General features: G+C 62.6%; 20 protein-coding genes and 1 tRNA gene. 5 read left to right on the top strand and 16 right to left on the bottom strand.

The features are described 5' to 3' along the window. Positions 1–36: 36 nt before the first annotated feature. On the bottom strand, positions 37–2,205 hold the full coding sequence (locus IPV69_RS19705; RefSeq protein WP_206291435.1) for a DUF3352 domain-containing protein: 2,169 nt from the start codon (positions 2,203–2,205) through the stop codon (positions 37–39). A gap of 276 nt (positions 2,206–2,481) precedes the next feature. Further along, on the bottom strand, positions 2,482–2,859 hold the full coding sequence (locus IPV69_RS19700; RefSeq protein ID WP_206291434.1) for a KGG domain-containing protein: 378 nt from the start codon (positions 2,857–2,859) through the stop codon (positions 2,482–2,484). Between the two features lie 1,022 nt (positions 2,860–3,881). Here IPV69_RS19700 and IPV69_RS19695 point away from each other — a divergent pair. From IPV69_RS19695 to IPV69_RS19685, 3 genes are all read left to right on the top strand, one after another. After that, positions 3,882–6,830 (top strand): 2-oxoglutarate dehydrogenase E1 component, encoded by a 2,949-nt coding sequence (locus tag IPV69_RS19695; RefSeq protein ID WP_206291433.1) that lies wholly within the window; start codon positions 3,882–3,884, stop codon positions 6,828–6,830. 198 nt (positions 6,831–7,028) lie between these two features. After that, complete coding sequence (gene odhB / locus IPV69_RS19690) at positions 7,029–8,360, top strand: 2-oxoglutarate dehydrogenase complex dihydrolipoyllysine-residue succinyltransferase (RefSeq protein WP_206291432.1); 1,332 nt, start codon at positions 7,029–7,031, stop codon at positions 8,358–8,360. A 213-nt stretch (positions 8,361–8,573) separates the two neighbouring features. Beyond that, positions 8,574–8,645: transfer RNA gene (locus tag IPV69_RS19685), tRNA-Asn, on the top strand. Between the two features lie 181 nt (positions 8,646–8,826). Here the strand turns inward: IPV69_RS19685 and IPV69_RS19680 are convergent. After that, positions 8,827–9,435, bottom strand: a complete 609-nt coding sequence (locus tag IPV69_RS19680) for a DUF4230 domain-containing protein (protein WP_206291431.1) — start codon at positions 9,433–9,435, stop codon at positions 8,827–8,829. A gap of 22 nt (positions 9,436–9,457) precedes the next feature. On the opposite strand from IPV69_RS19680, the gene IPV69_RS27610 reads away from it, so the two are divergent. Then, on the top strand, positions 9,458–9,583 hold the full coding sequence (locus tag IPV69_RS27610) for a hypothetical protein (protein ID WP_261361978.1): 126 nt from the start codon (positions 9,458–9,460) through the stop codon (positions 9,581–9,583). Positions 9,584–9,643: 60 nt separating this feature from the next. Here the strand turns inward: IPV69_RS27610 and IPV69_RS19675 are convergent, their stop codons facing one another. The 13 genes from IPV69_RS19675 to IPV69_RS19615 all read right to left on the bottom strand — a co-directional run bounded on the left by IPV69_RS19675 (position 9,644) and on the right by IPV69_RS19615 (position 22,572). Beyond that, positions 9,644–10,684, bottom strand: coding sequence for a DUF932 domain-containing protein (locus IPV69_RS19675; RefSeq protein ID WP_206291430.1), 1,041 nt, complete (start codon positions 10,682–10,684; stop codon positions 9,644–9,646). Between the two features lie 62 nt (positions 10,685–10,746). Then, entirely contained in the window at positions 10,747–10,995 is a 249-nt protein-coding gene (locus IPV69_RS19670; RefSeq protein WP_206291429.1) for a hypothetical protein, read from the bottom strand. After that, positions 10,992–12,014 carry a hypothetical protein gene (locus tag IPV69_RS19665; RefSeq protein WP_206291428.1) on the bottom strand — a complete coding sequence of 341 codons (1,023 nt, stop codon included), beginning with the start codon at positions 12,012–12,014 and terminating at the stop codon, positions 10,992–10,994. Before IPV69_RS19665 ends, IPV69_RS19670 begins: the two co-directional genes overlap by 4 nt. Before the next feature lie 104 nt (positions 12,015–12,118). Beyond that, on the bottom strand, positions 12,119–13,918 hold the full coding sequence (locus tag IPV69_RS19660; protein ID WP_206291427.1) for an AAA family ATPase: 1,800 nt from the start codon (positions 13,916–13,918) through the stop codon (positions 12,119–12,121). Beyond that, the gene (locus IPV69_RS27995; RefSeq protein ID WP_206291426.1) at positions 13,900–14,370 is read right to left on the bottom strand and encodes an SMI1/KNR4 family protein; all 471 of its coding nucleotides are present in this window, start codon (positions 14,368–14,370) and stop codon (positions 13,900–13,902) included. Before IPV69_RS27995 ends, IPV69_RS19660 begins: the two co-directional genes overlap by 19 nt. Further along, the gene (locus IPV69_RS19650; RefSeq protein ID WP_206291425.1) at positions 14,367–18,416 is read right to left on the bottom strand and encodes an RHS repeat domain-containing protein; all 4,050 of its coding nucleotides are present in this window, start codon (positions 18,414–18,416) and stop codon (positions 14,367–14,369) included. Before IPV69_RS19650 ends, IPV69_RS27995 begins: the two co-directional genes overlap by 4 nt. Beyond that, positions 18,413–18,577, bottom strand: a complete 165-nt coding sequence (locus IPV69_RS19645) for a hypothetical protein (RefSeq protein ID WP_206291424.1) — start codon at positions 18,575–18,577, stop codon at positions 18,413–18,415. The genes IPV69_RS19650 and IPV69_RS19645 overlap by 4 nt, the downstream gene beginning before the upstream one ends. A 47-nt stretch (positions 18,578–18,624) precedes the next feature. Further along, positions 18,625–19,083 carry a hypothetical protein gene (locus IPV69_RS19640; RefSeq protein ID WP_206291423.1) on the bottom strand — a complete coding sequence of 153 codons (459 nt, stop codon included), beginning with the start codon at positions 19,081–19,083 and terminating at the stop codon, positions 18,625–18,627. 68 nt (positions 19,084–19,151) lie between these two features. After that, positions 19,152–19,589 (bottom strand): hypothetical protein, encoded by a 438-nt coding sequence (locus IPV69_RS19635; RefSeq protein WP_206291422.1) that lies wholly within the window; start codon positions 19,587–19,589, stop codon positions 19,152–19,154. A gap of 18 nt (positions 19,590–19,607) precedes the next feature. Further along, a complete protein-coding gene (locus IPV69_RS19630) occupies positions 19,608–19,748 on the bottom strand; it encodes a hypothetical protein (RefSeq protein ID WP_206291421.1) in 141 nt (46 codons plus the stop codon). 75 nt (positions 19,749–19,823) lie between these two features. Beyond that, positions 19,824–20,285, bottom strand: a complete 462-nt coding sequence (locus tag IPV69_RS19625) for a hypothetical protein (RefSeq protein WP_206291420.1) — start codon at positions 20,283–20,285, stop codon at positions 19,824–19,826. A 37-nt stretch (positions 20,286–20,322) separates the two neighbouring features. Then, positions 20,323–21,486, bottom strand: coding sequence for a helix-turn-helix domain-containing protein (locus IPV69_RS19620; RefSeq protein ID WP_206291419.1), 1,164 nt, complete (start codon positions 21,484–21,486; stop codon positions 20,323–20,325). A 300-nt stretch (positions 21,487–21,786) separates the two neighbouring features. Then, positions 21,787–22,572 (bottom strand): helix-turn-helix domain-containing protein, encoded by a 786-nt coding sequence (locus IPV69_RS19615; RefSeq protein WP_206291418.1) that lies wholly within the window; start codon positions 22,570–22,572, stop codon positions 21,787–21,789. A gap of 930 nt (positions 22,573–23,502) precedes the next feature. Here IPV69_RS19615 and IPV69_RS19610 point away from each other — a divergent pair. Then, the gene (locus IPV69_RS19610) at positions 23,503–24,030 is read left to right on the top strand and encodes a hypothetical protein (RefSeq protein WP_206291417.1); all 528 of its coding nucleotides are present in this window, start codon (positions 23,503–23,505) and stop codon (positions 24,028–24,030) included. The last annotated feature ends 72 nt before the right edge of the window (positions 24,031–24,102 follow it).

Genomic DNA, 24,102 nt, shown 5'->3' with positions numbered 1-24,102 from the left:
TCTGCGGTTCTCTTCGATCTGCGCTGGCCAGGTCGGTTACTTCTGCGCCTTCTTCAGCCGGTCGGCCAGGTCGTCTTCGAACATCTGCTCGACATGCCCATCGGCGAACGCGACGTTCACGCGGCCGTTGGGCGACATGCCGAGGCGCTCGTGGGCGATGACCACGTCCGGGCCTGCCTTGTTGACGTTGAGGCCCTTGCCGACCCAGATGTAGTCGGCGTTTTCCTCGGCCCAGCGGCCCAGCTCTTTCTTGTCATCGAACTTCGGCGAAAGCTTCCCGGACGACGGGCTGATCAGGACGTCAGAGGAGAGGTCGCCTGCCACGACGAGTTCGGCCATCGAGTTCGGAAGCGCACCGTTCTTCTCATTCGCGTAGATGATCGCCGCAAGGGCGATCTGCCGGAGGTTGCTCATGCTTTTTACGTTGCCCGCTTGTTCGCGTGCCTTCTGCATGGCGGGCATCGCCACGCCCATCATCATCGGGGCCATCATCTGCATGCCGCCGAGCGGATCGCTCGCCAAGATGGTCGCCCCGGGGAACGAGCTGATCGCTTTGACGTGAATGCCGTCCTTGTCGGTCCAGGTGACCGAGCCGGCGGGCGTCAGGTGGGGCATGAGCTTGTTGAGCGGCGGCAGCAGCATCGCGGGTGCCGGAACGCCAAGCACATCCGAGAAGTTCACCAGCCGGCTGATCGCCACCCACGTGGCGTAGCTGTCGGGCGCGGTCTTGGGGAGATCCATGAAGACCACCTCGGAGGCGTTCGCCACGCCCAGCCGGGTGCGGACAGCTTGGAAGGACGGGTTATCGAGAATCGACTTGGTCGCGCCGATCTGGTCCGCCGCCCCGGCGACCATCTGCGGGAACAGGCCGATCAGGAGATGCCCGTCCTTGATCGCCCAGGCGGGCGACACCAGTGGCGTGCCGAGATAATGGATCGTGGTGCCGCCGGACTTGGTGGTGCGGAACTTGATCTCGACGTCTTCCTCGCGAATGTTTTTCTTCAGCTCGTCATTGACGAGCGTTTCGAGTTTGCCAAACGCCGCCTCGGCCTTGGCCGCGTCCTTCAGGCGGTTGAGCATGACGATGCCGCCAAGCCCGCGGCCGCCGGTCATCGGGTCGACGTAGTAAACCCATTCGTCGCCGAGCGTCGCGAGCAGGTCCTTCTCGATATCCATGCCGATCGCCTTGGAGGCCTCACCGAAGGCGCGCTCGATCTCCCGGGCCATCCCCGGCTCGACTTCGACGACCGCCTTCTTCACCCCGGCGATCAGCTTGGCGACATCAAACTTGCTGGCGCCGGCGAGGGTGGCGGTCATCGGAATGCTCTTGAGAGCCGCTTCCGAGACGGGCGTCGGGTCGGCGAGTGCAACCAGGCCGGTGCGCGGCTCGGGGGCCGACAGGAACAGGTGGTCCATCCACTCTTTGCCGTCAAACCCACTCGACCAGACGAACCGCTTGACGCTCTTCAGGCCGATCGCGTCGCGAATCTTCGGCCAGTAGGCGCGGGGTTCTTCGGCTTCGGCGTAAAGATCGATCGCCTGCTCGACTGTCGCGGTCAAAGCCTCGACGTCGACGTAAACCATCAGCGAGCTGTTCTTGACCGTGTGCGCTTCGATCGACTTGAACGCCGCCGAGGCCGACAAACCGCCGCCGGCGGGCAGGCCCGCTTCGTAGCCGATCGTGACGGCGACGGTGTCTCCCTGGCGGGAGAGCTTCACCATCTGCTGGAGGTCCGGCGGACCGTCGGCGAGCAGCTTCTGGATCTGCGCGTTCATCGCCTCGGCGTCAGGGCCGGCCTGGCAGATGATGCCTCCCTTGGGCATCGGCTGCTGGTTCTTGGCCAGCACCGGCTTGGCGACAAAAATCGCCGTCGGGTGCTTGAGCATCGGCATCACGATCGGCTTGGCGAGCGTGATGACCTGATCGGCGTTGGCGTCCTTCTTCGCGACCTTGGCGAGCAGGCCGGGAAGGGTCTCGTCCACGAGCTTCTTGAACTCGGCGGCTTGCATGACCGCTTCAAGGTGCGAGCCGGCAAACCCGGGTGACTTGGCGTCGTAGCCCAGCCAACCGACGTAAATCAGCGTGTCGGCCGGCACACGGTCGGCCAGCGGCTGGGCACGAACGGCGGTCGCCAGGCTGGCGACCAGCAGTAAGGAAAGCGAGACCACGAGAGAACGATTCCGAACGAGCGGACGAGATGACATGATTCCTCCCTCGCGGGTGACCGCGATTGTGAACGGGACCCATTGCGTGCGCGTTAACGTACGGCACGTCAGTCTAACCGGCAGAACCGAGGCGGGAAGGGCGCTAACTAGGCCGAAGGACTTGAAACGGTCGGTAAAGAAGAGCTTCGCGCTAGACCAATCAAGAGGCCCGGCAGGCCGAGTCCGAACCGGTGCGCCCGGCGGATATTCGCCGCAGGGCACAACGGATCGAGCTCGGCTTTGCCGGGCCTTCACTTCGATGCTGGCTCGCATGGACTATCGCTGTGTCTCGCTGCTTTCGGCGTCGCCGGGCTGTCGGGTGGTCTCGTCCGACGCCTCGGTCTGACCGGGACGACGGTCACTCGCGTCGCCGATTTTGTTCTGGTCGCGCATCTCCTGTCGCCGGCCGGCCGACTTCTTCCCGCCGATACGGCCGATGCGAGACATGTGCTCGCGATTGGCACTGACGCGCTGACCACCCTTCTGGCCGGCGGCGCGGGCCTCGTCGGTCGTGAACTCGTGGGCCGTCCCCTTGGCGTGGGCCGCGCGGCCCCCCTTGCGGGCGATTTCGCGCTGGCGATCGTCGGCCATCGACGCGAAACCACGTGCGGGTTCAACTCGGCCGGACGAATCAGTTTGCTGTGTCGTTTCCATGGCAGAAACCTTTCTGTGAGGAAAGTTCATTTTCATTCGAGCGGAAGCAATTCATGTTTCCGCTCCAATGGGTCGCATCGAGCGCTGGAAGGCCCATAACAACCTGCGACGGGAAACCCTCTTGCAATGGCAGTGCCTGCTATGTCCACGGGCGATAACATTTCGCGCTTTTCACACTGGCGACGCGGCCACGGCGAACCGCCGTGTCGCAATTCAATGCTTGGCAGACACTTAAGAGACAGGCTTCCTGCCGCTCGGAAAAACTGCGCGAGCGAGGTCGGTTGTACAGCGGCCCGTTCCCCACAAAACGCGACGGGCTGATGTGCCAATACGTCGTCCCCCGCTTCGGGCAGGCACGGCTTATCGCCATAGCCGATTGATGCGAAACCGTCTGTGCTCTGGAATGCGATGCGTCCGACGCCGCAACTCCTGCGACCACGAATTGGCAGGTGTGCAGGTATGACGGTAGACTGGTCACAGGACAAGTCGGCCGGCGTCGCGCCATCGCAACTGTTTTTTCGCGCGCGACTAAGTCGATATGGTGGAACTGGAAACGTGAGGAACAGTGCCTTGCCGACCCCGTTTGGGGTTCGCGGCAAGGCCGGATGGATGCGGCATCGGTTGTGATCGGTGCGCAGCAATCGAAGATGGCTTGCCTCGGGCAAGACGGCACCTTTGCCGAAATGACTTTCTGCAGGAAACGAGGAACTTCAGAAAGTCAGAGCCGATCGTTCATCGGCACAGAGGTGCGGTCCTGCAGTTGAAGTTTGGTCGGTAGACGACCCGGATGTGGTTCGATCACATCGGGACATCTAAACAACCGGATTTTGCAAGGCGAACTCAGACGATTGGCGAGCGGCGTGATGTAAAGGAACGCTCTCGCGGTCGGACGATAGGGCTTCATCGTCCGTTCTCTGTAAAATCGATGCGACCGAGGCGGCAGTCCGCCTAACATTCGGGAACACACCGAGCGACCGCGGGGCCCCGCGGCGTTACTCGGTGGCCCGATGGAGCGCTAGTCGATGGACCGTTTAGATTTTGTCACCCGTGTAAACCCTGAGTACGTCGATCGAGTTTACGAGCAATACCTGCGCGATCCCCGCTCGGTCGATGAATCGTGGCAGCAGACGTTCGCCGCGATGGACAGCGGCGCACCGATGCCCGCCGGCTACTTCCATGCCAACAACGGCAATGGAAAAGTCGCCACAGGAACCCAGGACGCCACCATCCGAATCGCCTCGGAGATGTCGGCCCATGAACCCCTCCCGGAGTTCACCGGCCCGATGCCCCAGCTCACCATCGGCGTCCACAAACTGGTGCACGCCTACCGCGAACTCGGTCACCTCGTCGGCAACATCGATCCCCTCGGGCACAACCGTACCAGCCATCAGCTCCTGGAACTGTCCCAGTTCAATATCTCGGAAGCCGATCTGAACCGTACCGTCGGTTCCGGCGGGTTCCTCGGGCCGATCGATGGCACGTTGCGCGATCTTCTTGCGAAGCTCCAGGCCACCTATTGCCGCCAGATCGGCGTCGAATTCCAGAACATCTCCGACAAGGCGCAACGCGAGTGGCTTGCGCAACAGATGGAGCCGGTCCTCAATCGCCCGAAACTGTCGCAAGAGCAGGCTCGGGCGGTTTTGTTTCAGGTGCTGGCCGCCGAAGAGTTCGAGCAGTTCCTGCGGTTGAAGTTCAAGGGTGCCAAGACCTTCAGCCTCGAAGGGGCTGAATCGCTCATTCCGCTGCTCAACACGATCGTTGACGAAGGCGCGACCGTCGGAGCCGAGGAAGTCTGTTTCGGCATGCCCCACCGCGGCCGGCTGAGTGTGCTCGCTCACGTGCTGAACAAGCCGTACGAAGTCATCCTCAGCGAGTTCAAGTACACTAATGTGCAGCAGGCCTGGGAAGGCGACGGCGACGTCAAGTATCACCTGGGCTATGCCAACGACCGCTCGGTTTCCAACGGCAAGAACGTCCACCTGAGCCTTAGCCCCAACCCGAGCCATCTGGAACTGGTCAACCCGGTCGTCGAGGGCATCGTCCGCTGCAAGCAGAAGATTCGCGGCGACAAGGACCACAGCAAGGTCGTCCCGATCCTCCTCCACGGCGACGCCGCCTTCACCGGCCAGGGCATCGTTTTCGAGACGCTGAACCTGTCTGAACTGCCCTTCTGGCGCACCGGCGGCACGATCCACGTGATCGTCAACAACCAGATCGGTTTCACCACGCCGCCGCACGAAGGCCGGTTCACACCCTACCCGACCGACGTCGCCAAGATGATCCAGGCGCCGATCTTCCACGTGAACGGCGACGATCCCGAAGCGGTCGTCTGGGCGGGCAAGCTCGCGATCGCGTTCCGGCAGAAGTTCAAGTGTGACGTGTTCATCGACCTGTGGTGCTACCGCCGCTGGGGCCACAACGAGACCGACGAGCCGATGTTCACGCAGCCGAAGATGTACAAGCAGATCCGCGATCACAAGACGACGCGGCAGCTTTACAGCCAGAAACTCGTCGCCGACAGCTACGCCGACCAGAAGGTGCTCGACGACATGAAGTCGGTGGCACGCGAGCGGCTTGAATCGTCGCTGAAGCTCGCCGAAGAGGTTCGCCCGCGGCAGAAGTCGGCCACATTTAACCCGCTGTGGAAGACGATGGTCCGCATCCCGACCGACTGGTCGGCCAACACCAAGGTCACCCGCGATGTGCTGGCGAAGGTCGCCGAGGGGATCAATAAGTTCCCCGCGATCTTCAACCCCCACCCGAAGCTCGCCGAGCTGATGAAGAAGCGGCTCGACGCCGTCAAGGCCGGCAAGGGCATCGACTGGGGCTGCGGCGAGATGCTCGCCATGGGCAGCCTTCTGCTGGAAGGCACGCCAATCCGCTTCACCGGTCAGGACGTTCAGCGCGGCACGTTCAGTCATCGCCAGGCCGTCCTGTTCGATCAGGAAACCGGCGAGCCGTACACCCCGCTCAACTTCATGGTGCCCGATCAGAAGACGCACCTGACGATCCAGAACTCCATGCTGTCGGAGATGGCTGTGCTCGGCTTCGAGTACGGCTTCGCCTCGGCCGACCCGCGCAACCTCGTCATCTGGGAGGCCCAGTTCGGCGACTTCGTCAATGGAACGCAGCCGATCATCGACCAGTTCATCTCCGCCGCCGAAAGCAAGTGGCAGCTTATGAACGGCCTGGTGATGATGCTGCCGCACGGCTTTGAAGGCCAGGGCCCCGAACACTCCAATGCCTACCTGGAGCGGTTCCTGTCGCTCTGCGCCGAGAACAACATTCAGGTCGCGGTGCCGAGCAATCCGGCGCAGGTCTTCCACCTGCTTCGCCGGCAGATCCATCGCAAGTTCCGCAAGCCCCTGGTGCTGATGATGCCCAAGAGCTTGCTGCGGGCAGAGATCGCGACCTCGAAGATCGAAGAGTTCACCGACGGCGTGATGCAACTGGTGATCGACGATCCGGTCGCACTCGACCGCGAAAAGGTGCGCCGCGTGCTGTTCTGCAGCGGCAAGGTCTTCTACACGCTGTCGGAAGCGCGCGAGAAGGAAGGCATCAAGGACACGGCGCTGGTTCGGGTCGAACAGCTTTACCCGTTCCCCAAGAAGGAAATCCAGGCGGTACTGGCGAAGTATCGCAACGCCCGCGATGTCACCTGGGTTCAGGAAGAGCCCAAAAACAAGGGTGCCTGGAGCTACATGGAGCCGCGGCTGCGTGAACTGCTGCCTGACCCTGCGACGCTGCACTACGTGGGCCGCGAGGAATCCGCCAGCCCGGCCACCGGATCGACCAAGGTCCACGGCAACGAGGAACTGGAACTCATCCAGCAGGCGCTTGAGATCGCCCCCAAGGCGCCGGCTACCCCCGTTCAGGCGGCCGCCGCCGCGGCCCCGGCAGCGCAGCCGGCTTCGCCCCCGGCCCGCCTGCAGGCGATGGCCAGCAGCCCGGTGACGCAGCAGATGATGTGATTGCCAAAGTCGTGCTGACTGAGAGGGCAAGCGTCTGTGACACGGATCTTCAACCCGTGTCGCGGGCGTTCGCCCTCTCAGTCTCTTCGTCTCTGCTTGTCGCAGTTGCCCCGCGCGGCGAAAACGACACAATTACCTGACCGATGATCTGATACCGGCGCAGAACCGGTTCGCTTCAACTACCAACCCCCACTCCACATGCCAACCTCAGTACCAGTTCCCCCGATGGGCGAGTCTGTCAGCCAGGCCGTCCTGCTCCGCTGGACCAAGAACGACGGCGATCGCGTCGCAAAAGATGAAGTGATCGCCGAGCTCGAAACCGACAAGGCCAACGCCGAGCTGAACGCCCCCGCCGCCGGCGTGCTGACGACCAAGGCCAAGCCCGGCGACACGGTGAAGGTCGGCGACGTGATCGCGATGCTGGACGAGGCTGGAGCCGGCGCAAAGCCGGCCGCCAAGGCACCTGAAGCCAAGCCCGCCGAAACCAAATCCACCGGCCCGACCGCGTCGGCCAATCCGTCGCCGGGTATTCCGTCAGCGGCGGCTTCGTCGTCGGCAGACGCCCCCGCCGCCGCCGCGCCGGACCTGCGTCCGTCCGTTCGACGGCTGGTCGACGAGAACAACCTCGACGCCGCCGCGATCGCCCCGACCGGCCCCGGCGGAAAGATCATCAAGGAAGACGTCATCCGGCACATGGAAGCCAAGCCCGCGGCGGCTCCCGCCCCCGCGCCGGCGGCGAAGCCCGAGGCCAAGCCCTCGCCCGCCACGCCCGCCCCAGGCTCGCGCCCGCTGCCGGCATCGACCGACGAATCGGTCGGCGGCTACGACGACAACGGTCTGAAGCGCGTGCCGATGAGCAAGATCCGCAAGCGCATCGCCCAGACCCTCGTCCAGGCCCAGCAGACCGCTGCCATCCTGACCACCTTCAACGAGGTGGACATGAGCCAGATCATGGCCCTTCGCGGCAAGTTCAAGGAGCGCTTCCAGGAAGTCCACGGCATAGGCCTGGGTTTCATGAGCTTCTTCGGCAAGGCCGTCACGCTCGCGTTGAAGGAGTTCCCCCGCGTCAACGCCAGCATCGAAGGCGAAGACATCATCTACCACAACTATGTGCACCTGGGCATTGCCGTCAGCACGGAGCGCGGCTTGGCCGTCCCCGTGCTGCGGAACGCCGACCAGATGGGCTTTGCCAAGATCGAGAGTGAGATCAAGCGGCTGGCCAACTCTGTTCGCGACGGCAAGTTGAGCATCCAGGAGCTGACCGGCGGCACCTTCAGCATCACCAACGGCGGCGTCTTTGGCAGCCTGCTGAGCACGCCAATTCTCAATCCGCCGCAGAGCGCCATCCTCGGCATGCACGCGATCCAGCAGCGCCCGATCGCCGTCGACGGCAAGGTGGAGATCCGGCCGATGATGTACATCGCCCTCAGCTACGATCATCGTCTGGTGGATGGCAAGGAATCGGTCAGCTTCCTGGTGCGCCTGAAGCAGTACCTGGAAGACCCGGCAAGGCTGATGCTGGAGATCTAGGACCAGCAGAGAGATCGCGCCAGACCCCCCGAAATCAGAAAAGCCCACGGACCGCCGTCCGTGGGCTTTTGCGTGTCGGCAGGTAGAAAAGTCATTTCAAGAGCACCAGTTACACTCGCAAGAGTCGAGCGGCATGTGGCACCGCCCACTTGACATCACCCGCCGCCGGGATACATTACCCAACCCGCGTCGCCGAGAGGCGAGGCGGTCGATTCCGCGATAGCTCAATGGTAGAGCAGCCGGCTGTTAACCGGCTGGTTGTAGGTTCGAGTCCTACTCGCGGAGCTAAAGGCCCACCCAGTTCGGGTGGGCCTTTTTCATTGGGTTTCGTCATCAAAAGCCTTGGTTTCAAGGCCTTTGAAGGGAACCACTAGGTGTTTCGGGGCCGGCACGGCGCGGCACCTCGCGGCATAGAACGGCGTAGCTGCGGTAGCAAATGGGTAGCAAACCGGTAGCAAGGCGGCTCCTACCGCCAGTCCACGCCCAGATCCCAATGTGCCACTTTCAAGTGATCCCGCAGTATCGCCTCAGCCTTTGCTTGGGCTTTCTCCCGTAACTCCAACCGCCCCGCCGCCTTCTCCAGTTGCCGCTGGGCCTCGGCGAACGCCGCGTTGACCAGGTCCGTTCGGGTCTCCTCTGACGGCATCAGCCGCCATAATCCCGTTCGGCGGATGGATGTCAGCCGGGTGCGGGCGTGATCGAGTCGGACCGACTGGACGACCGGCAGCGGCAGCTGCAGCACCAGCGTCCGGGTTGCCTCGTCGCACTTGATGATCTTGGCCTTGGCCAGGTCGGTGCCGATGCGGGCATCGCCGGCGATGAGCAGCGTTGCTCTGGCTGTGCCGGTGTTGCCGGTCAGGGTCGTCTCTTGGACGTCGGCCAAGTCGACTTTCAGGATCGTCAGCTCGGCCAGTTCCTGCAGGTCCGCGATTGACACACCGACGTGATGGTTGGTGAATGGCGGCGGCTGACTGCCTGACCCGGATGGTCTGTGGGTATACAGGCCGATGACGCCCCAGCCGGTGAGCGCCAGGGACAGGCCCAGCGCAAGAATCCATATACATCTGCTCCACATAAGTCCTCCATGAAAAGAGGGCGTGCCCGCCGGAAGTCGGCAGGCACGCCCTTCGGTCGTCGTCGTTGCTTCGACCGGTCACCCGGTCAAGAGCAGCAATACGACGAGCGTCAGCAGCAGCCAGAATGCGATCGTCTCTTTCATCTGACCTCCTTGCTTAACAAGACTTCTGAACGAGATCGGAAGACCCGGTCCGGTTCAGCTGAGTTCAGTTCAGGCCCGCCAAACCCAGGGCGGAGCGGTATGCAGCCTGCTTCAGTCGGTGGGAGCTCCCGAACCAGATCGCGTCGAGCCGCGCCTCGGCACGGGCCAGGTCGTCGCGGCCCCGGAATGAGCGCTGGCTGTCGGCCCACTCGCCCACCGCGTTGAACGCCGCCCAAGCCGTGCCGGCGATGCCCGGAATCGTGTTGGTCGGCCCGTCGAAGTTCTCCTGCAGGCGGGTCAGTAGGCGGTCTCGGCTGTCAGTCGGCTGATCGCCACTGCCATCGGCGGCAGCGAGTACCGATGCGAAGTACTCACCAACCTGCCAGCGCGACAGCGGCGTCGCCGCCAGCGTCGCCAGCTCGGATTCGAACTGCTCGAACCGGGCGGCGATGGCACGGAGGTTCCGCCGGGCCTCAGCTAAGCTCTGCGTGAGCCCAGCGTGATGCCGGATCGTCAGGCCCCGGCTGCCGCTTCCGCCGACGTCTAAGGGCAGATTGAACGCGTTGGCACAAACATCCCGCACGGTGGCAGGCACCATCTGAAGTGGGCCGTCGCCGTCATGCGTGTTGGTCACGAGCAGGAAGGGCTTAACCGTGTCATCGGGGGCGGCCTGGTACACGCGAGGCAACTGGCACAGTGCCCAAACCCGCCGGCCGCCACGCAGGCAGCCGGCGGAATGGAACGAGACCAGCCGGTCGGCGACCAGGGCGCCCAGGAACTCGAACAACTGTCGGTTCTCGAACACGCGATACGTCTTGCCGACGACCCCAAGCAAGTTACGAGTGTCGGACCTGACGTTGGCGAGGTGATCAGGCAGCGGAGTGGTCTTCCAGCTCTGCGGGTCAGTCGCCTGCACGGGCCACTGTTCCACCTGCCAGTCGAGCCCGGCAGCCTTCAGGGCGTCGACCGCGGTACGGGCGCGGCTGATGTCGACGCCTAGGCGTTCCCAAACAGGGGACGGCGGTGTCGGTGTGATCGTGGCGATATCGGGAAGGTCGCTATCGAGGTCGGTGGAGTCTTGAGGGTTAATCGTGGTCATGGTCATAGGTGAGTCCTTTCTTGAGAGGGTGAAGAGGAAGTCGAGACAGAGGATGGGAATGTCCCCTGTCAGGTGTGCGAAGGTGTGAGCCAGTTCCGGCCGAGCCAGTCAGTCTCGGCGGCCAAGGCATCGCTGCGGCGGGTGAACGGACCGAGCGCTGGCCCCGACACGGGCGAGAGGTCGGCCCACCACTGTCCCTGCGAGTCGGGCTCGACGTGGCTCGCCCGGGTCACGGCGATATCTCCTAGGCGGTTCAGGTCGATCGTCTCGGCATAGACACATTTGGCAGTCCCGTCGGGCAGAATGAGCAGCGTCATGCCGCCGCCCCCTCCCCGCCGGCGCCGTTGTTGCCACGGCCTTGACGAAGAATCCGTCGCCGCGGCTGGTCGACCAGCATGCCGTCCAGCACCGACTGCACCGCCGAGAGTTGGGTCGTCACCTGCTGCCGGAGTGAGTTGCTGTTGCGGACGATGTGCGGGTCGACCCCCGACAGCGTCTGGCTCGCGGTTTCGACCAGGCGGTCCAGGTCGGCGTTGCTGCGAACATTCAGATGCTTGAAGCGGTCGAAGAATTCACGCAAGTTGTTGACCGCCGAGTCCCGGAACACCTTGCGTTCGCCGTCGGGCCCGGCAGTCAGACGTTCGACCAGGTGCGACACCAGCTTGCTGAACTCACCCACGAACGCTTCTTCCGCCAGGCGAACCGCCTCGTCGAACCGTTCACTGATTCGCCGACGTTCCTGCTGGTACAGCTCGGGATTCAGCCGGGCCAGGTACTCCGGAGCATCGACGCTGGGGAAATCGAAGTCGACGGCGAAGAGACCCCGCAGGGTGGGCGGGTAGTCGGCGGGGTTGTAGAGCCGCCCCAGCCGGTCGGCAGCGGCGGACCTGAGCTGACCGAAATGGTCGTCCAAGTTCGCCACTGCGGCATCTAGCTCGGAGCGGAACTGGGTCAGGCGGGTGTTGAAGGCCTCGATGTCGTCCTGTCGGATCAGCCGGATGCCCGGGTCGGGGTACGGCAGAGTCACGGCTTTCCAATAGCTGACGATCTGTGACCGTAAGGCCGTCACCTGCTGGAAGGCCTCATGCTTCGTGTCCAGCAGCTTCTTGGCGGCGGACAGATACTGTCCCTCGGCACCAAAGTGCTCGGCAGCCTGGGCCTTCTGTTCGGCGCTGAGGCTCTTGCGGACGCCGAACCAGGTGAACGCGACCCGGACAGCGGCGAAGCTGCGCCGCAGTCGCTGGGCGGCGGCGGGGTCGGAGATCGCGTTTTCGGGCAGAACACGGGCGGATGCGGGCGCACCGGCGGCGGCCCGCCTGTTTAAGGTGGTCGTCATAAGGTTCTTTCACAAAGTTCGAGAAGAGATCAGAACGTGGGAGATGTTGAGGCGAGGAGACGAAAGGGAGAGCGGAAGCGCGAGGCGTGTGTTGCCGTGGCGATTCAGTTGGCCGATGCCCGGGTTACCCGACGCGAGGTAGGAGATGTTGGCTCCGTCGTGCGGGTGTACACCCCCGGTCGGCTGGCATCGAGGCACCGCCCCGCCGCCCAGGTCCTCAGCCGTTCGACACCCTCGGCGGCGGTCACGGCCACCGGGACGACGTGCCTGGCTGCTTCCTGAAGCGGCACATCCAGCAGCGCCGCCAAGCGGCAACAGGACTGGATCTCGGCACCCGTCCACTCCCGGTCCTCGGGCCGCTTGGTATTTGCATTGAGACCGTAGCGCGTCTGGTGGATGGGCCAGATCGCCGACTTCTCGGCCGTGCCGGGGGTGTCCAGGAAGAAGATCCCGTCAAAGCGCTCAGCTCTACTGAACTCCGGCGGCAGCTTGCTCACGTCATTGGCCGTGCAGACAACGAATACGTCACTGGTGTGATCGCTGAGCCAGGTCAGAAGCGTGCCGAACAGCCGGGCCGAAACGCCGCTGTCGCCGCTGCCCGAGACACCGCTTAAGGCCTTCTCGACTTCATCGACCATCAGGACGCACGGAGCCATGGCGTCGGCGATGCGCAGGGCCTGGCGGACATTCTGCTCAGTCTGGCCGACCAGACTGCCCAGCATGGCGCCGATATCCAAGATCAGTGTCGGCCGGCCGGTCTCGTTGCCGAGCGCTTTACAGAACGCGCTCTTGCCGCTGCCTGGTACGCCCAGCAGCAGGATGCCCCGAGGCCGGGCGGCGGCATTGCGGGCGGCCAGCCGCTCGCCTTCCCAGGCGTAGCGGATGGTGCTGGTCAGCGACCAGGGATCGCCGACCGAGGCTCGGCCGTATACCCGCTTCTCCGTCCGGCGGTTCTGACCGTCGTACTCGAACTCGACCCGCGACAGGCCGCCAGCCTTGGTGACGCTCGTCAGGCGGTCGAGTGCGTCCCACGTGTAACTCTGCACGCCGTCGCCGAGCAGGTTGCCGCGGACGTCGTAGTTGAAGTCGGTGTTCTGGTTGAGGTTGTTGAACGCCGAAGCGGCGCCGTTGGCCGACGTGCGGTTGCCGACGCCGTCGTAGGTGTAGGAATAGCTCTCGTTCGTCAGGCCACCAGACGTGTAGGTCTTGGCGGCGGTGGCGAGCTGGTCGTGGGCGTCGTAGCCAAACTCACCGGCGTAGGAGACCGATCCGCCGCCGGGCGTGCTGTAGCTGACGGTCTCGCCGCTGCGCTGGTCGTGGCCGTTGTAGCTGTAGCCGGCCTGGTAAGGCGTGTCGTCCAGGACGTTCGTAACCGAGAGGTTCTGCAGCCGGCCGGTCTGGGGCTCGTACGTCCAACTCGTCTGGCCGACGCCAGGGATGGTGAGTGATTCGACCAGGTCGGTCTGGGCCTTGTAGGCGTAGTCGAAGGATTGCAGCGTCGTGCCGCTGCCGCTCTTGAGGGTGATGGTCGCCAGCCGTTTGCTCACGGAGTCATAAGCATACTCCAGCTTCTGGAAGACGGTGGCACCCCGCTTGAGCGTGATCGACTTGAGCGCACCCGGGGCAGCACCACTGCTGTTCTCCGCCGGGCCGGAATATTCGTACACCACGCCGGCGCCGGTGCCGCCGGACTTATCGAGCTTGAGCTGGTCGAGGTTCGTGTACGCGGCGACGGAGGTGTCGAGATTGCTGCCGCCTTCCAGGCCGACGCCCTGGCTGAACTGGCTGGCCAGCAGCGCCCGCCCGGCGTCGTCGCGGGTGAGGACGCCGTTGACGATGCTGCCATAGCTTGAATCGGTGTAGGTGCTGTGAACGTGTAGAATATCTATGACAAGCCAAAGCATGATTCGAACGAGTCTGCGACGGGCACCGAGTTCTCTTCAGGTGCTTTGTCCCACTCATCCTCGCGGACCCAAAGCGAAATGTGACCGGCGCGATTCGGAATGCAGTGGATCAACAACAGGTTGTCGCCGTCATCGCCTATGGGGAGACTGCCCGTAGGAATGCGCGTGGCGTGTAGTCGCAGTACCTCGCGCACATCGGCGCCGCTCCTAGGATTTTTTGAATCGAGAGAATACAACGTAAAGAGAGAGGTAGCATCGCTAAACGAACCGGCTGGAAGCGATATCGGAAATGGATCGGTGAACGTTCCGCCATTCACTGTCGCCAAGAAATGTCTATACGTATTGGGAATCCGATATCCAAATTCGCCCTCGAATTTGCGCAATTCACTGTCATCCGCCCCGGAAGTTCGCGGACGAATCGTTCCTAGTCCGCCTGATCTGAAATTAATCATACTCTTCCTCGCAAATCGTAGTTTACAATATGAACCCCATCCTCATCGACCCAGCCATTTACTGCACCGGAGACCGGATCCACGACTGGTAGCGATTCTCTATCTGTCCCAGGCTTAAACCTCGGTTCAGTGAATATACCACCTTTGATAAGCTCGCCCCACTTCTGACGAGCGGTCCATTGATAAATATTGTAGTTCTCCTCGTCTACTTCTTCTTTGTGCCCTGTGCGTGGTCCGGCAATATACTCAATTTCGTAATGCTGTTTCCAGAGGTTCGCTATTCCGTCTTTCCAGGTACGAGCAACGAATACCGAACCCGAGTTGTCTGTGAAATAGTAGGGAGCGTTAATTTCTCCAAAAGCGTAGCCACCTATTCCAGCTTCTTTCGCAGCGTCCCGCAGGCTGGTGAAAACACCGATCACGCCGATTGCTTTGAGGGTCACACCCGCGCTAGCAGGAGAAACTATTTTTGAAGCACTATTCGAGACTGCCTTCGCAGGGACGGCAATAGCTGATTGAGTAACCGGCTTGGGTGCCGAGCTCATCTGCTTCAGAAGATTGGAGTTGAGATGCTCCACCAATTCCTTGTATTGCGATGGGCTAATGTTTTGAACTTCGCGAAGCTGACGCGCCATCGAAGCCGAACCTATATGTGGAGTTTGATTGACCAATTTTGGCACCGCTTGCATTTCGCTCTTGTAGATTTCAATTCCATGGGAAGTCCGTACTTTTTGCAAATTTAGGCCATCGTGATGGATTCTCAGTTCATCAAGATCAATGACTGTCCCATAGGCCTGCTTAAAAAACTGCTGTGACTGAATTCGATCAAAGCTAGGATCCCCTGATATGTACATTCTGATAGTTTGCTGCGACCATTGGGAGAAATTCGGCACGCGCCCCTTCATGTGTACGTAGTGCTTTGCCATTCCGTTAATGTCTGGCACCGGTTCTGAGAGTTTGAAAAATCGTCCATCACTTCGGAGCTGGCCTTTGCCGAAGTTCTCCCAAGTATGTACCGGTTGTGGCTCGCTGGGCTCAAGTCCTTTCGCATCCGTGGAGTTCAACGGATCCCCGCCCGCATAGGCATACACGTTCACCCCACCCCCCTCGGCGATCGGGTCGCGGTTCAGGAAACGGCCCTGGCCCGGCGAATAGTACCGGTTCAGGTGGTACTGCAGGTTGGTCTCTTCATCCAACTGCCCGCCGGCATAGCGGTAGCTGCCGACGTTGTTCGCCGTTCCGTCGGCGGACAGCAGGACCCCGTAGGGGTCGTAGCGGAACGTCGCCGCCACGGCGCCGGTGCTGTCGAGGTAGCCGACCAGGCTTCCCGTCGCGTCGTGGATGGCGGTGTAGGTTTGCGGCCCGCTGGAGGGCGTGTGATCGGTGACGGCTAGCAGCCCACCCGCCAGGCCGCCCATGCCCCAGACGTAGCTCGTCCGCAGCGTGTTGTTGCTGTCGAACTCGGCGATCAGCCGTTCGCCTTCCCAGGCGTAGCGGATCGTGCTGGTCAGCGACCAGGGATCGCCGACCGAGGCTCGGCCGTACACCCGCTTTTCCGTCCGGCGGTTCTGGCCGTCGTACTCGAACTCGACGCGCGACAGGCCACCGGCCTTGGTGACGCTCGTCAGGCGGTCGAGTGCGTCCCACGTGTAGGTCTGCACGCCGTCGCCGAGCAGGTTGCCGCGGGCGTCGTAGTTGAAGTCGGTGTTCTGGTTGAGGTTGTTGAACGCCGAAGCGGCGCCGTTGGCCGACGTGCGGTTGCCGACGCCGTCGTAGGTGTAGGAATAGCTCTCGTTCGTCAGGCCACCAGACGTGTAGGTCTTGGCGGCGGTGGCGAGCTGGTCGTGGGCGTCGTAGCCAAACTCACCGGCGTAGGAGACCGATCCGCCGCCGGGCGTGCTGTAGCTGACGGTCTCGCCGCTGCGCTGGTCGTGGCCGTTGTAGCTGTAGCCGGCCTGGTAAGGCGTGTCGTCCAGGACGTTCGTAACCGAGAGGTTCTGCAGCCGGCCGGTCTGGGGCTCGTACGTCCAACTCGTCTGGCCGACGCCAGGGATGGTGAGTGATTCGACCAGGTCGGTCTGGGCCTTGTAGGCGTAGTCGAAGGATTGCAGCGTCGTGCCGCTGCCGCTCTTGAGGGTGATGGTCGCCAGCCGTTTGCTCACCGAGTCGTAAGCATACTCCAGCTTCTGGAAGACGGTGGCTCCCCGCTTGAGCGTGATCGACTTGAGCGCGCCGGGGGCTTGGCCGGCGGCGTTCTCCGCAGGTCCGTAGTACTCGTACACCACGCCGGCGCCGGTGCCGCCGGACTTGTCGAGCTTGAGCTGGTCGAGGTTCGTGTACGCGGCGACGGAGGTGTCGAGATTGCTCCCGCCTTCCAGACCGACGCCCTGGCTGAACTGGCTGGCCAGCAGCGCCCGACCGGCGTCGTCGCGGGTGAGGACGCCGTTGATAATGCTGCCGTAGCTGGAATCGGCGTAGGTGCTGCCTTGGGATTCGCCGGCGTTGTTGTACGTGAACGTCGCCGACTGCCGCGCTGACTGCCCCGGCCGGGTGAGGCCGGTCTGCTGGAACCCGCCGTTGTAGGTGTAGACGTCCTGCGAGTTGTCGGCCCAGGTCTTGGTCTTGAGCAAGCCGGTGCGGTTGTCATAACTCCACTGGGTTGTGGCAGCCCCGGAGCCGTCGAGTTCACCCGACCTGAAGGTCTTCAGCGACGTCATCTGCCCGGTCTGGGCGTGGTACGCCATCCGCAGCGGCAGCAGACCTGAACCTTCCTGTGTGGCCTGCCGGCCCTGATCGTTGAGGGTCTGCGACTGCTCGCCGCCGCCCGGCCGGGTGACGGCGGTGGGTGCGTTGGTCTTGTCATCGAAGTTGGCAAAGACCTGCGTGCGGCCGTCGGGGAAGGTGATCTTGCTGACCGTGCCGTCGGGCCGGCGTTCGTACGTCGTGGTGCCCCAGGCGGGGTCGTAGACGGTTTCCAGCCGGCCGAGAGCGTCGTAGCCGTAGAACTCGGAGGTAATCGGCGTCGAGCCGCTGGTGCCGAATCGCTCGGTCGAAATCAGGAAGCCGGACTTGTAGGTTTCGACGGTCCGGGTGAGGTCGGGCGCTTTGGTGGTGACGCGGTAGCCTTCGCCTTCACCGGGCGAGAGGAACTCGACGGCGGACGTGGCGGTCTGGCCGTTGACGACTGCCTTGCCGTCGAGGCCGTGGTTGGAAGTCGTGGTGGTGGAAGTCGAGACCCCGCTGTCGGCCAGTGACTTGGTCACGATTCCGCTCTGGTCGCCGCTGTCGGCGATGCGCGTGGTGCTCTTGCGATCCACCACCGGCGTGTACTTGCCGTCGCGGTCCATGTCGAGAATGACGTCGGTCAGGCCGGTGTTGAAGTCGAAGCGGTAGAGCGTGATCGTGCCATCGAACCCGCGGGTGCGGCTGACCCGGCCGTTTCCGTCATACTCGGTCGTGGCGAAGGCGATCGCGTCCGTGCCGGCATCGGCCGGGGCAGACTTCTCGACCCGATAGGGGCGGCCGAGGCGGTCGAAGAAGGTCTTCGTCCAGTTCAGGCCGCCGTTGGAGGACTCGAGCGTCCAGGTGTCGCCACGGACGGGATCGGTCATTGACTGAATTGCGACTTCGTCGACGAACGAGGTCATGACCAGTCCCACCTTCAGTCGCCCCCCCCGTGGCGAAACGAACTTGTCCCGCCAATCAGCGATTGTGAGCCGATACTCAGCAAAGATCGGGCTGCTCACGCCCTGGGCGTTGACGACCTCGCTCAAGTCCAGTGGCTGGCAATCGACGATCCGGCAATTGTCGATCTTCACGTCCGCCAGGGCCGGCTGATCGGTGGAATCGCACAATGAAAGGCGGCCCGTTCTCCCGATTTCGTTCCCGAGCTTGGCAAGCTCGGTGTACGGCGTGCGAAAGCTCCAGACGTTCGGCTTGAGGCCCGGCTCCCAGACGATCGGCCCCTCTGGAAGCAACGCGAGCGCCACCGTCTGCGGCCCTTCGCTGGCTTCGAAGTAGCAAAGATTGTTGCGGGTTGCGCTCATCGCTTCGCTACTCCATTAAACGCGATCTGCAGAAGGGCAACACAAAGCTCGCTTCGCTCCGCTTCCGTGGCCGAACCGTCGGCGATCAGCCGTTCGATCAGCAGCAAGCGACTCATGTTGAAGCCGAGGGACGCGCCGTGAATCAAGGTCATTGCACTCATTCGAACCTCCGGGCTGATCGGTGGCTTTGTACAGAAACACCGGTCCGCTAGTCGATCGGGTCGGGGACAGGAATGTGTCCCAGCGCCTCCGGGTGCTTGTGCCGAAGCTCCTCAAACCTCAGCCGGCTCGCCTTGGCGTTGACCTGCAGGTTGTGCAGTTCGGAATACTTCTGCTGCAGAGCCTGATGTCGATTGTCCAGTTCTCGCAGCACGCGCTCGCGCTCTTCCTTGAGTTCCCTGATCGCCTCTCGTGCATTTTCAACGCCGCTATCCAGGCCCACCCCTTTCTTCACCGTAGCCAGCAACTCGCGGGCGAGTTTGATCGCTTCTGCGTCGGCGTACACCTGGTCGGGAGTCTTGCCGAGTAGGTCTACCGTCTCCTTCAGTGCATCGGCGTCCTCTGGTTTCGTGGAATCCGACTCCAGAAGAGCCGCGTAGGCCTTAAGTGCCTGGCCGCGATTCTTCTCGCCGCGAGACAAAAACATTGAGATGAGCTTCGTTCCCATTTTCCATCGTCCTTTCGGTTTTCGATAGCGGAGCAACATGCTCCAGCGGTCTTTTCAGGTTGCTGCAGCTACTCGTCGCGCTCAAAGCCACCGAACTTCGGCGGCGGCTTCGGCACTCCGCGTCCGTCGCCGAAGTGCAACATCATCAGCGAGCGGGGCGACATCTTGGACATCTGGTCACTTGTGACGAAGTCGCCGCCGAGCGTGTTCGAAGGACGGCCCGGCACCAGCCCTCCTGGAATGAGAGAGTAGACAGGTCGCGATTCCGCCGCCGGCGTGGGTGTGGCGAGCGAGGTTTGAATCAGCTCAAGCGACGAAGGCTGCCGCGCAACCGGCGCGCTGACTGGCGGCACGGAAGGCGGAGGGGGCGATGCGACGTTTACGCCAGCCGTCTTGGCGAGAAAATCCAACTCCATGCACTCGGCGGGGCTGATGTTCCTACCCGATTCAAACTGCGTTCGAAGTGTCTTTAATCTCGCCTGATCGGCAGTGCTCAGTGTTCGCATCGCTTGCCTTCCCTTTGCTCACCACTTCTGCCAGCTCTTAGAGAGGAACGCGGTGACAGACGGGTCTACGCTGCCTTCGCGGACTGCCATCCCGGCCTGACGGCATCGCTCGGCAGCGTTGGCATCCGTCGTCGTCGCCGTGCCATTTGTGAACTTCACGCCGCACGTTTCGCCAGTGAAAGTCTTGTCCGCAGTTTCGATCTTGAAAACTTGCACCGCTTCCTCACCGAAGGGTCAGTGTCCGATGCCCGTGGGAAGGTCCACGCCAGCGAGCAGCTCGCCGTTGGCAATCTTCAGATCCTTTAAGGTTCGGAGCGATTGTTCCGCTCCCATGACGCGTTGTTCCAGATCGGATTGCGCTTGAAGCACCTCAAAGTGCTTTTGCCGTCGTTCCTCCATTACGCGCTGAGTCTCTTTCACGCTTTCCTCGACGGCCGCCGCCGCTTCCGTGCGTGCCTTCGCCAGGTCGCTGCCGTGAGCAATTCGCTCTTTCAACGTCTGAACCTGCTGCAACGTCCGCAGGTCTGCCCCCATCGCGGCGGCGTCCTTGCCCAGCGTGTCGGCGGCCTCTTTCAGTCGCTCGGCATCCTTGGGGTCTTTGCTGTCGGATTCCAGCAACTCCACGTAGGTCTTGTAAGCGGACGTGCGGCACTTCTCAGTGGTTGCCGTCGCCATGCTGATCAGCTTCATTCCCATCGGTCGTGTCCTTCCCGGCCGTCCGGCCGGCGTTAAGTCATCCCGCTCGGCGCGACGGCGTCTCAATCTTGAGATTGGCCACGTATCGCGACACTGCGGGCCTGGTGATCGTCATTCCGCGAACCTTCAGCCAGTCGATCAACTGTCTGACCGTCGCTCCTGGCTTCATCGCCGCCAGGTGAAACTCGCTCAGCGTCTGCGGCTCAAGCCCGGAAATCTTGCTCCGCTTGCCGGGCTTTTTCCGAGTGCGATTCAGTGTCGTTTTGCCGACCTTTATGCTCGGTTGCACGGCGGGCTTCACGCCAAGCGATTCGGCCAGGTCAGCGCGGGTCCGGAGCTGCCACAGCACAGCGTTGACGCGTTTGCGGGCGGTTCCTTCCGAGATGCCAAGCCATACGCCGATCGACGCCTGGCTTTCTCCGGCCAATGTGCGGCGGAGAATCTCCCGCCCTTCGTCGTCCAACGCGGCTTCGGCAAGCTCCACCGCGTCAGTGCTGGCGTCGATCCATCGGGTTGGTGACGGGCAACGTTCGTCGGCGACGGCGTGTGCGTCGCGGTGGATGTCATCGCTGGCCGACATCGACAGCACGCTGAACGTGCGACAGCGCGACGGCTTCAGCATGTCATCCACGCCGCCGTCGCCGATCTGGATGTTGGGGTTGGAGAACAGCGCCCGAAGCTGCTCGTAAGCCTCTTCCTTCGTTGGCAGCCTTCCGTTGACGCGGACAAACCGCTTCCGAATCCGCCGCATGATGAGCTTGCGTCGCGTGGCGTATGCGCCCGGGCGTCCGCGTCGCTGGCCGTCGCGGACCGCGTGAGCAACCCGCCCGGCGACGTATCGGAAGAGGCCCTGGCGGTTGGCGTTGGCGATGGTTTTGCAACCCCAGTCGCGGAGCGAAACGATCAGCTCAACTACGGCGTCCTGTACCACGTCATCCGGCGACGGGTTCTGCCATCGCCAAGCGTGGCGCTTGTACTCGCGGTAGGCCAGGTAGACCGCTATCGGCAAGGCCGCTTCGGTGACGGCGTGGAATCGCTGATCGTTCTCGGGGTCTGCCAGGTACGCCGCCAGGAGCGGCTCGAATGAAGCGTCCCGAATGTGATCGGAGAGCTTGCGCGCGTAAGCGGGCGGAAGGTCCTGCCAGAGGTCGCGCAGTTGCTTCCCGGCGAGGTGGAATGCGGTTGGGTTGCCGTCGGCCATCCGTGGGGCCTCTGCCGTTGCGTCATGCGATCGGACAGAGCGCGGGCGTCGGCGGTGAGCCGAGCGTGCTGGCGTGCTGAGCGGATGCTCAGGAGTCAGGTTGGCGTGTCAGGCGTGGGCGGGAAGTCCATTGCCGCCGGCCTGTTAGAAGCTCGCGAGAGCAGGCGGGAGGGGGATACCAGACATCGACGCCTGTTGTCAAGTTTCCAAGGCAAGTGGCCAGAGGAGGCTAGCGGTCATCTCTCGAATCCGCACGAAATGCGGAATCGGGAGAACATCAAAAAACAAGGGGGAATTGCGTCATTTTCGACGTTGCTTTCGCGAGGCCTTTAGGTCTTGTTTTTTCGGTCCGGCGATCGCTCGTGGCTTCAGCTTCGAAAGCTGGTCTTTGAGCTCGGCACGCTTGGCATCGAATTCCGCTATCCGGGTGTGGGCGACAGATGGATCCTCGCAATAGCATTCAGCGCGAAGACTCATGTACTTTTCGACCAGTCGGTAGAACGGATTACTGAGGAGCGATTGCCGCACTTTACCCAAGATCGCGACCGGGTCTAAGTCCTCTCGCTTTCGGTTCCGACCGGGCAGTTCTAGATGGTGAACCGCCGCATACTTTGGAACGCTGTACTCAAGATCGAAGTCCAATCCAACTCGATCCATGCCTGGACCGGCTATCGTTATTGCAGCGTCTGACAGAGAGATCGGGATTCCTTCTTCCAGGGGGATTTGGAGGAGTTCTTCTGCGACGACTTCCCAAGGGATTGTCTCGGCATGCTCCACTGTCTCCAGAAACCGAACAATGTCCCGCCTGTAACGTGTAGCCAGTTCGTGCAACAGGTCATTGTCTGAGACGATCGACAAACCCGGCTGTGTTGAGCTGGTGGGCGGCGGCCAGTCCTGATCGTCGTCGACAAGCCACTCAAGTGGAATTTCTAACGCGCGGGCTAGCTTGAGCGCGATGTCGGCCCGGGGAATCGAGCCAGACGCGATGTAGTTGCTGATTGCCGTGTCGGGCAACCCTACCGATCGTCCAGCGTCGGCCTTGTTCCGTCCCGCCGATGCCTTTCGAAGTTTCTCCGTGATCTTCACAATTCGACCTTACCTCACTTGAGTCACGACTATCTACACGGCAGCGGCGAAAGAGCCCAATCAACACAAATGCACCAAGTTTCACACTTATGCTTGAGTTTTCTGTGTGATCAATGTATTCATTGGGCCTTGGACGATTCCCGTTCGCGGAGGATGCTTGATGACAATCCATGAGAAGCTTGAACGACTGACGCGATTTGCTAGCCGATCAGCTGTGTCCAAAGCCGCTGGATTCGGCACCGCCACGCTTGCGACGACCCTCGCTCGGAGATCCGGGGTGACTACCGACATGGCCGCCGCGTTTGCGCGAGTGCTCGGCGTCGATCCTGCATGGCTGATGGATGACCGAAGATCGTGGCCGCCTTTGATGGTCCCTGACATTTCCGAGCGATCCGAGTCGCGAGAGGCCAACGAGCCGATTCGCGCCGCATGATACGTCGGCGGGTCACCGGCCCGGATGAACGGGTGACAACGCGGGCGTAAGACGCTCGCGAGAGAGGCAGGCCCGAGCCGGGGCAGTCGTCCCGGCCGGGCCTTTGAAACACCAGATGAGATGACACGCTCAATTAAGTCCATCTCCGCCGCGACGCCCGGCAGCCTGGCGAATCCGCCGCACCGGCCTAGCTCGCGTCGGCACTGCGCGCCGATCCGTGCCGATGGCATCTGGGGGATACCGGCAAACAACTCTCGTATGTCCAAGTCTTCGAAAAGCGATTACGAGAACCGCTTGCGGATGTTGGTTTACCTCGCGCTGCAGTTGCTACTGCGGGACAACCAAAAGGGGATGCGCGACGTCATGTCGATCATCGGCCCTGCGCCTGGCAGCCGGGCGGCAAAGCACAGGGCGAAAACTCGGCGAGCGAAGAGAAAGTTCTGAAAGAGCAATGGCGACCGTGAGGGTCGGCAAGCAAAAAGGGAATGAGGAATCGCATGGATGCGAACAGCAGCAACACGTCGGACTCGTCACTGAACGTCATGGCCGCCGCGACGATCATCGGGACTTTCACCGCCGCCGAGCTGCGGACGCTGTGCGGCCTCCTGGCCGGCGAGCTTGCGACGGCGAAGAGCGCCGCCGAGCCCGAGCTGGTGACGCGGGAAGAGATTCAGCGGCGAAGCGGCTTCCTCGCCGCCCGTGCCGTCTCCGCCGCGACGCCGGGCAAGCTGCTCTGTCGCTGGTGTGGCAGTGCAAAGAACGGGTTCGACGGGCTGCGTCGGCATTACGCATCGATTCACGCCGACGACATTCGGGCGATGCCGGCCAGCAACTTCGGCGACGCCTTTGGTGCGATCACGGCGAAGCGCAAGAAAGCGGCGGCATTCGACAAAGCCACGGGCGGAGCGTTCGCCGCCGGCAAAGCGGCCAGCTCGAACGCAGGGCCGTCGCCCGCTCAAGCGGGCATCGAAGGGCCTTCGAAGCCTCAAAACGCTCTGGAGGCCGGGAGAGAAGCAAAGCAATAGACCACGCGAGCGGCCAAGGACGGCCCGAGTGGGCCGCCGTCCGCGATCGCGGCAACGGCTCCGAACTGGAGC

Origin of the sequence: Humisphaera borealis (assembly GCF_015169395.1) — a bacterium.
Lineage (GTDB): Bacteria > Planctomycetota > Phycisphaerae > Tepidisphaerales > Tepidisphaeraceae > Humisphaera > Humisphaera borealis.
This window is presented reverse-complemented; position numbering and strand designations above follow the sequence as displayed.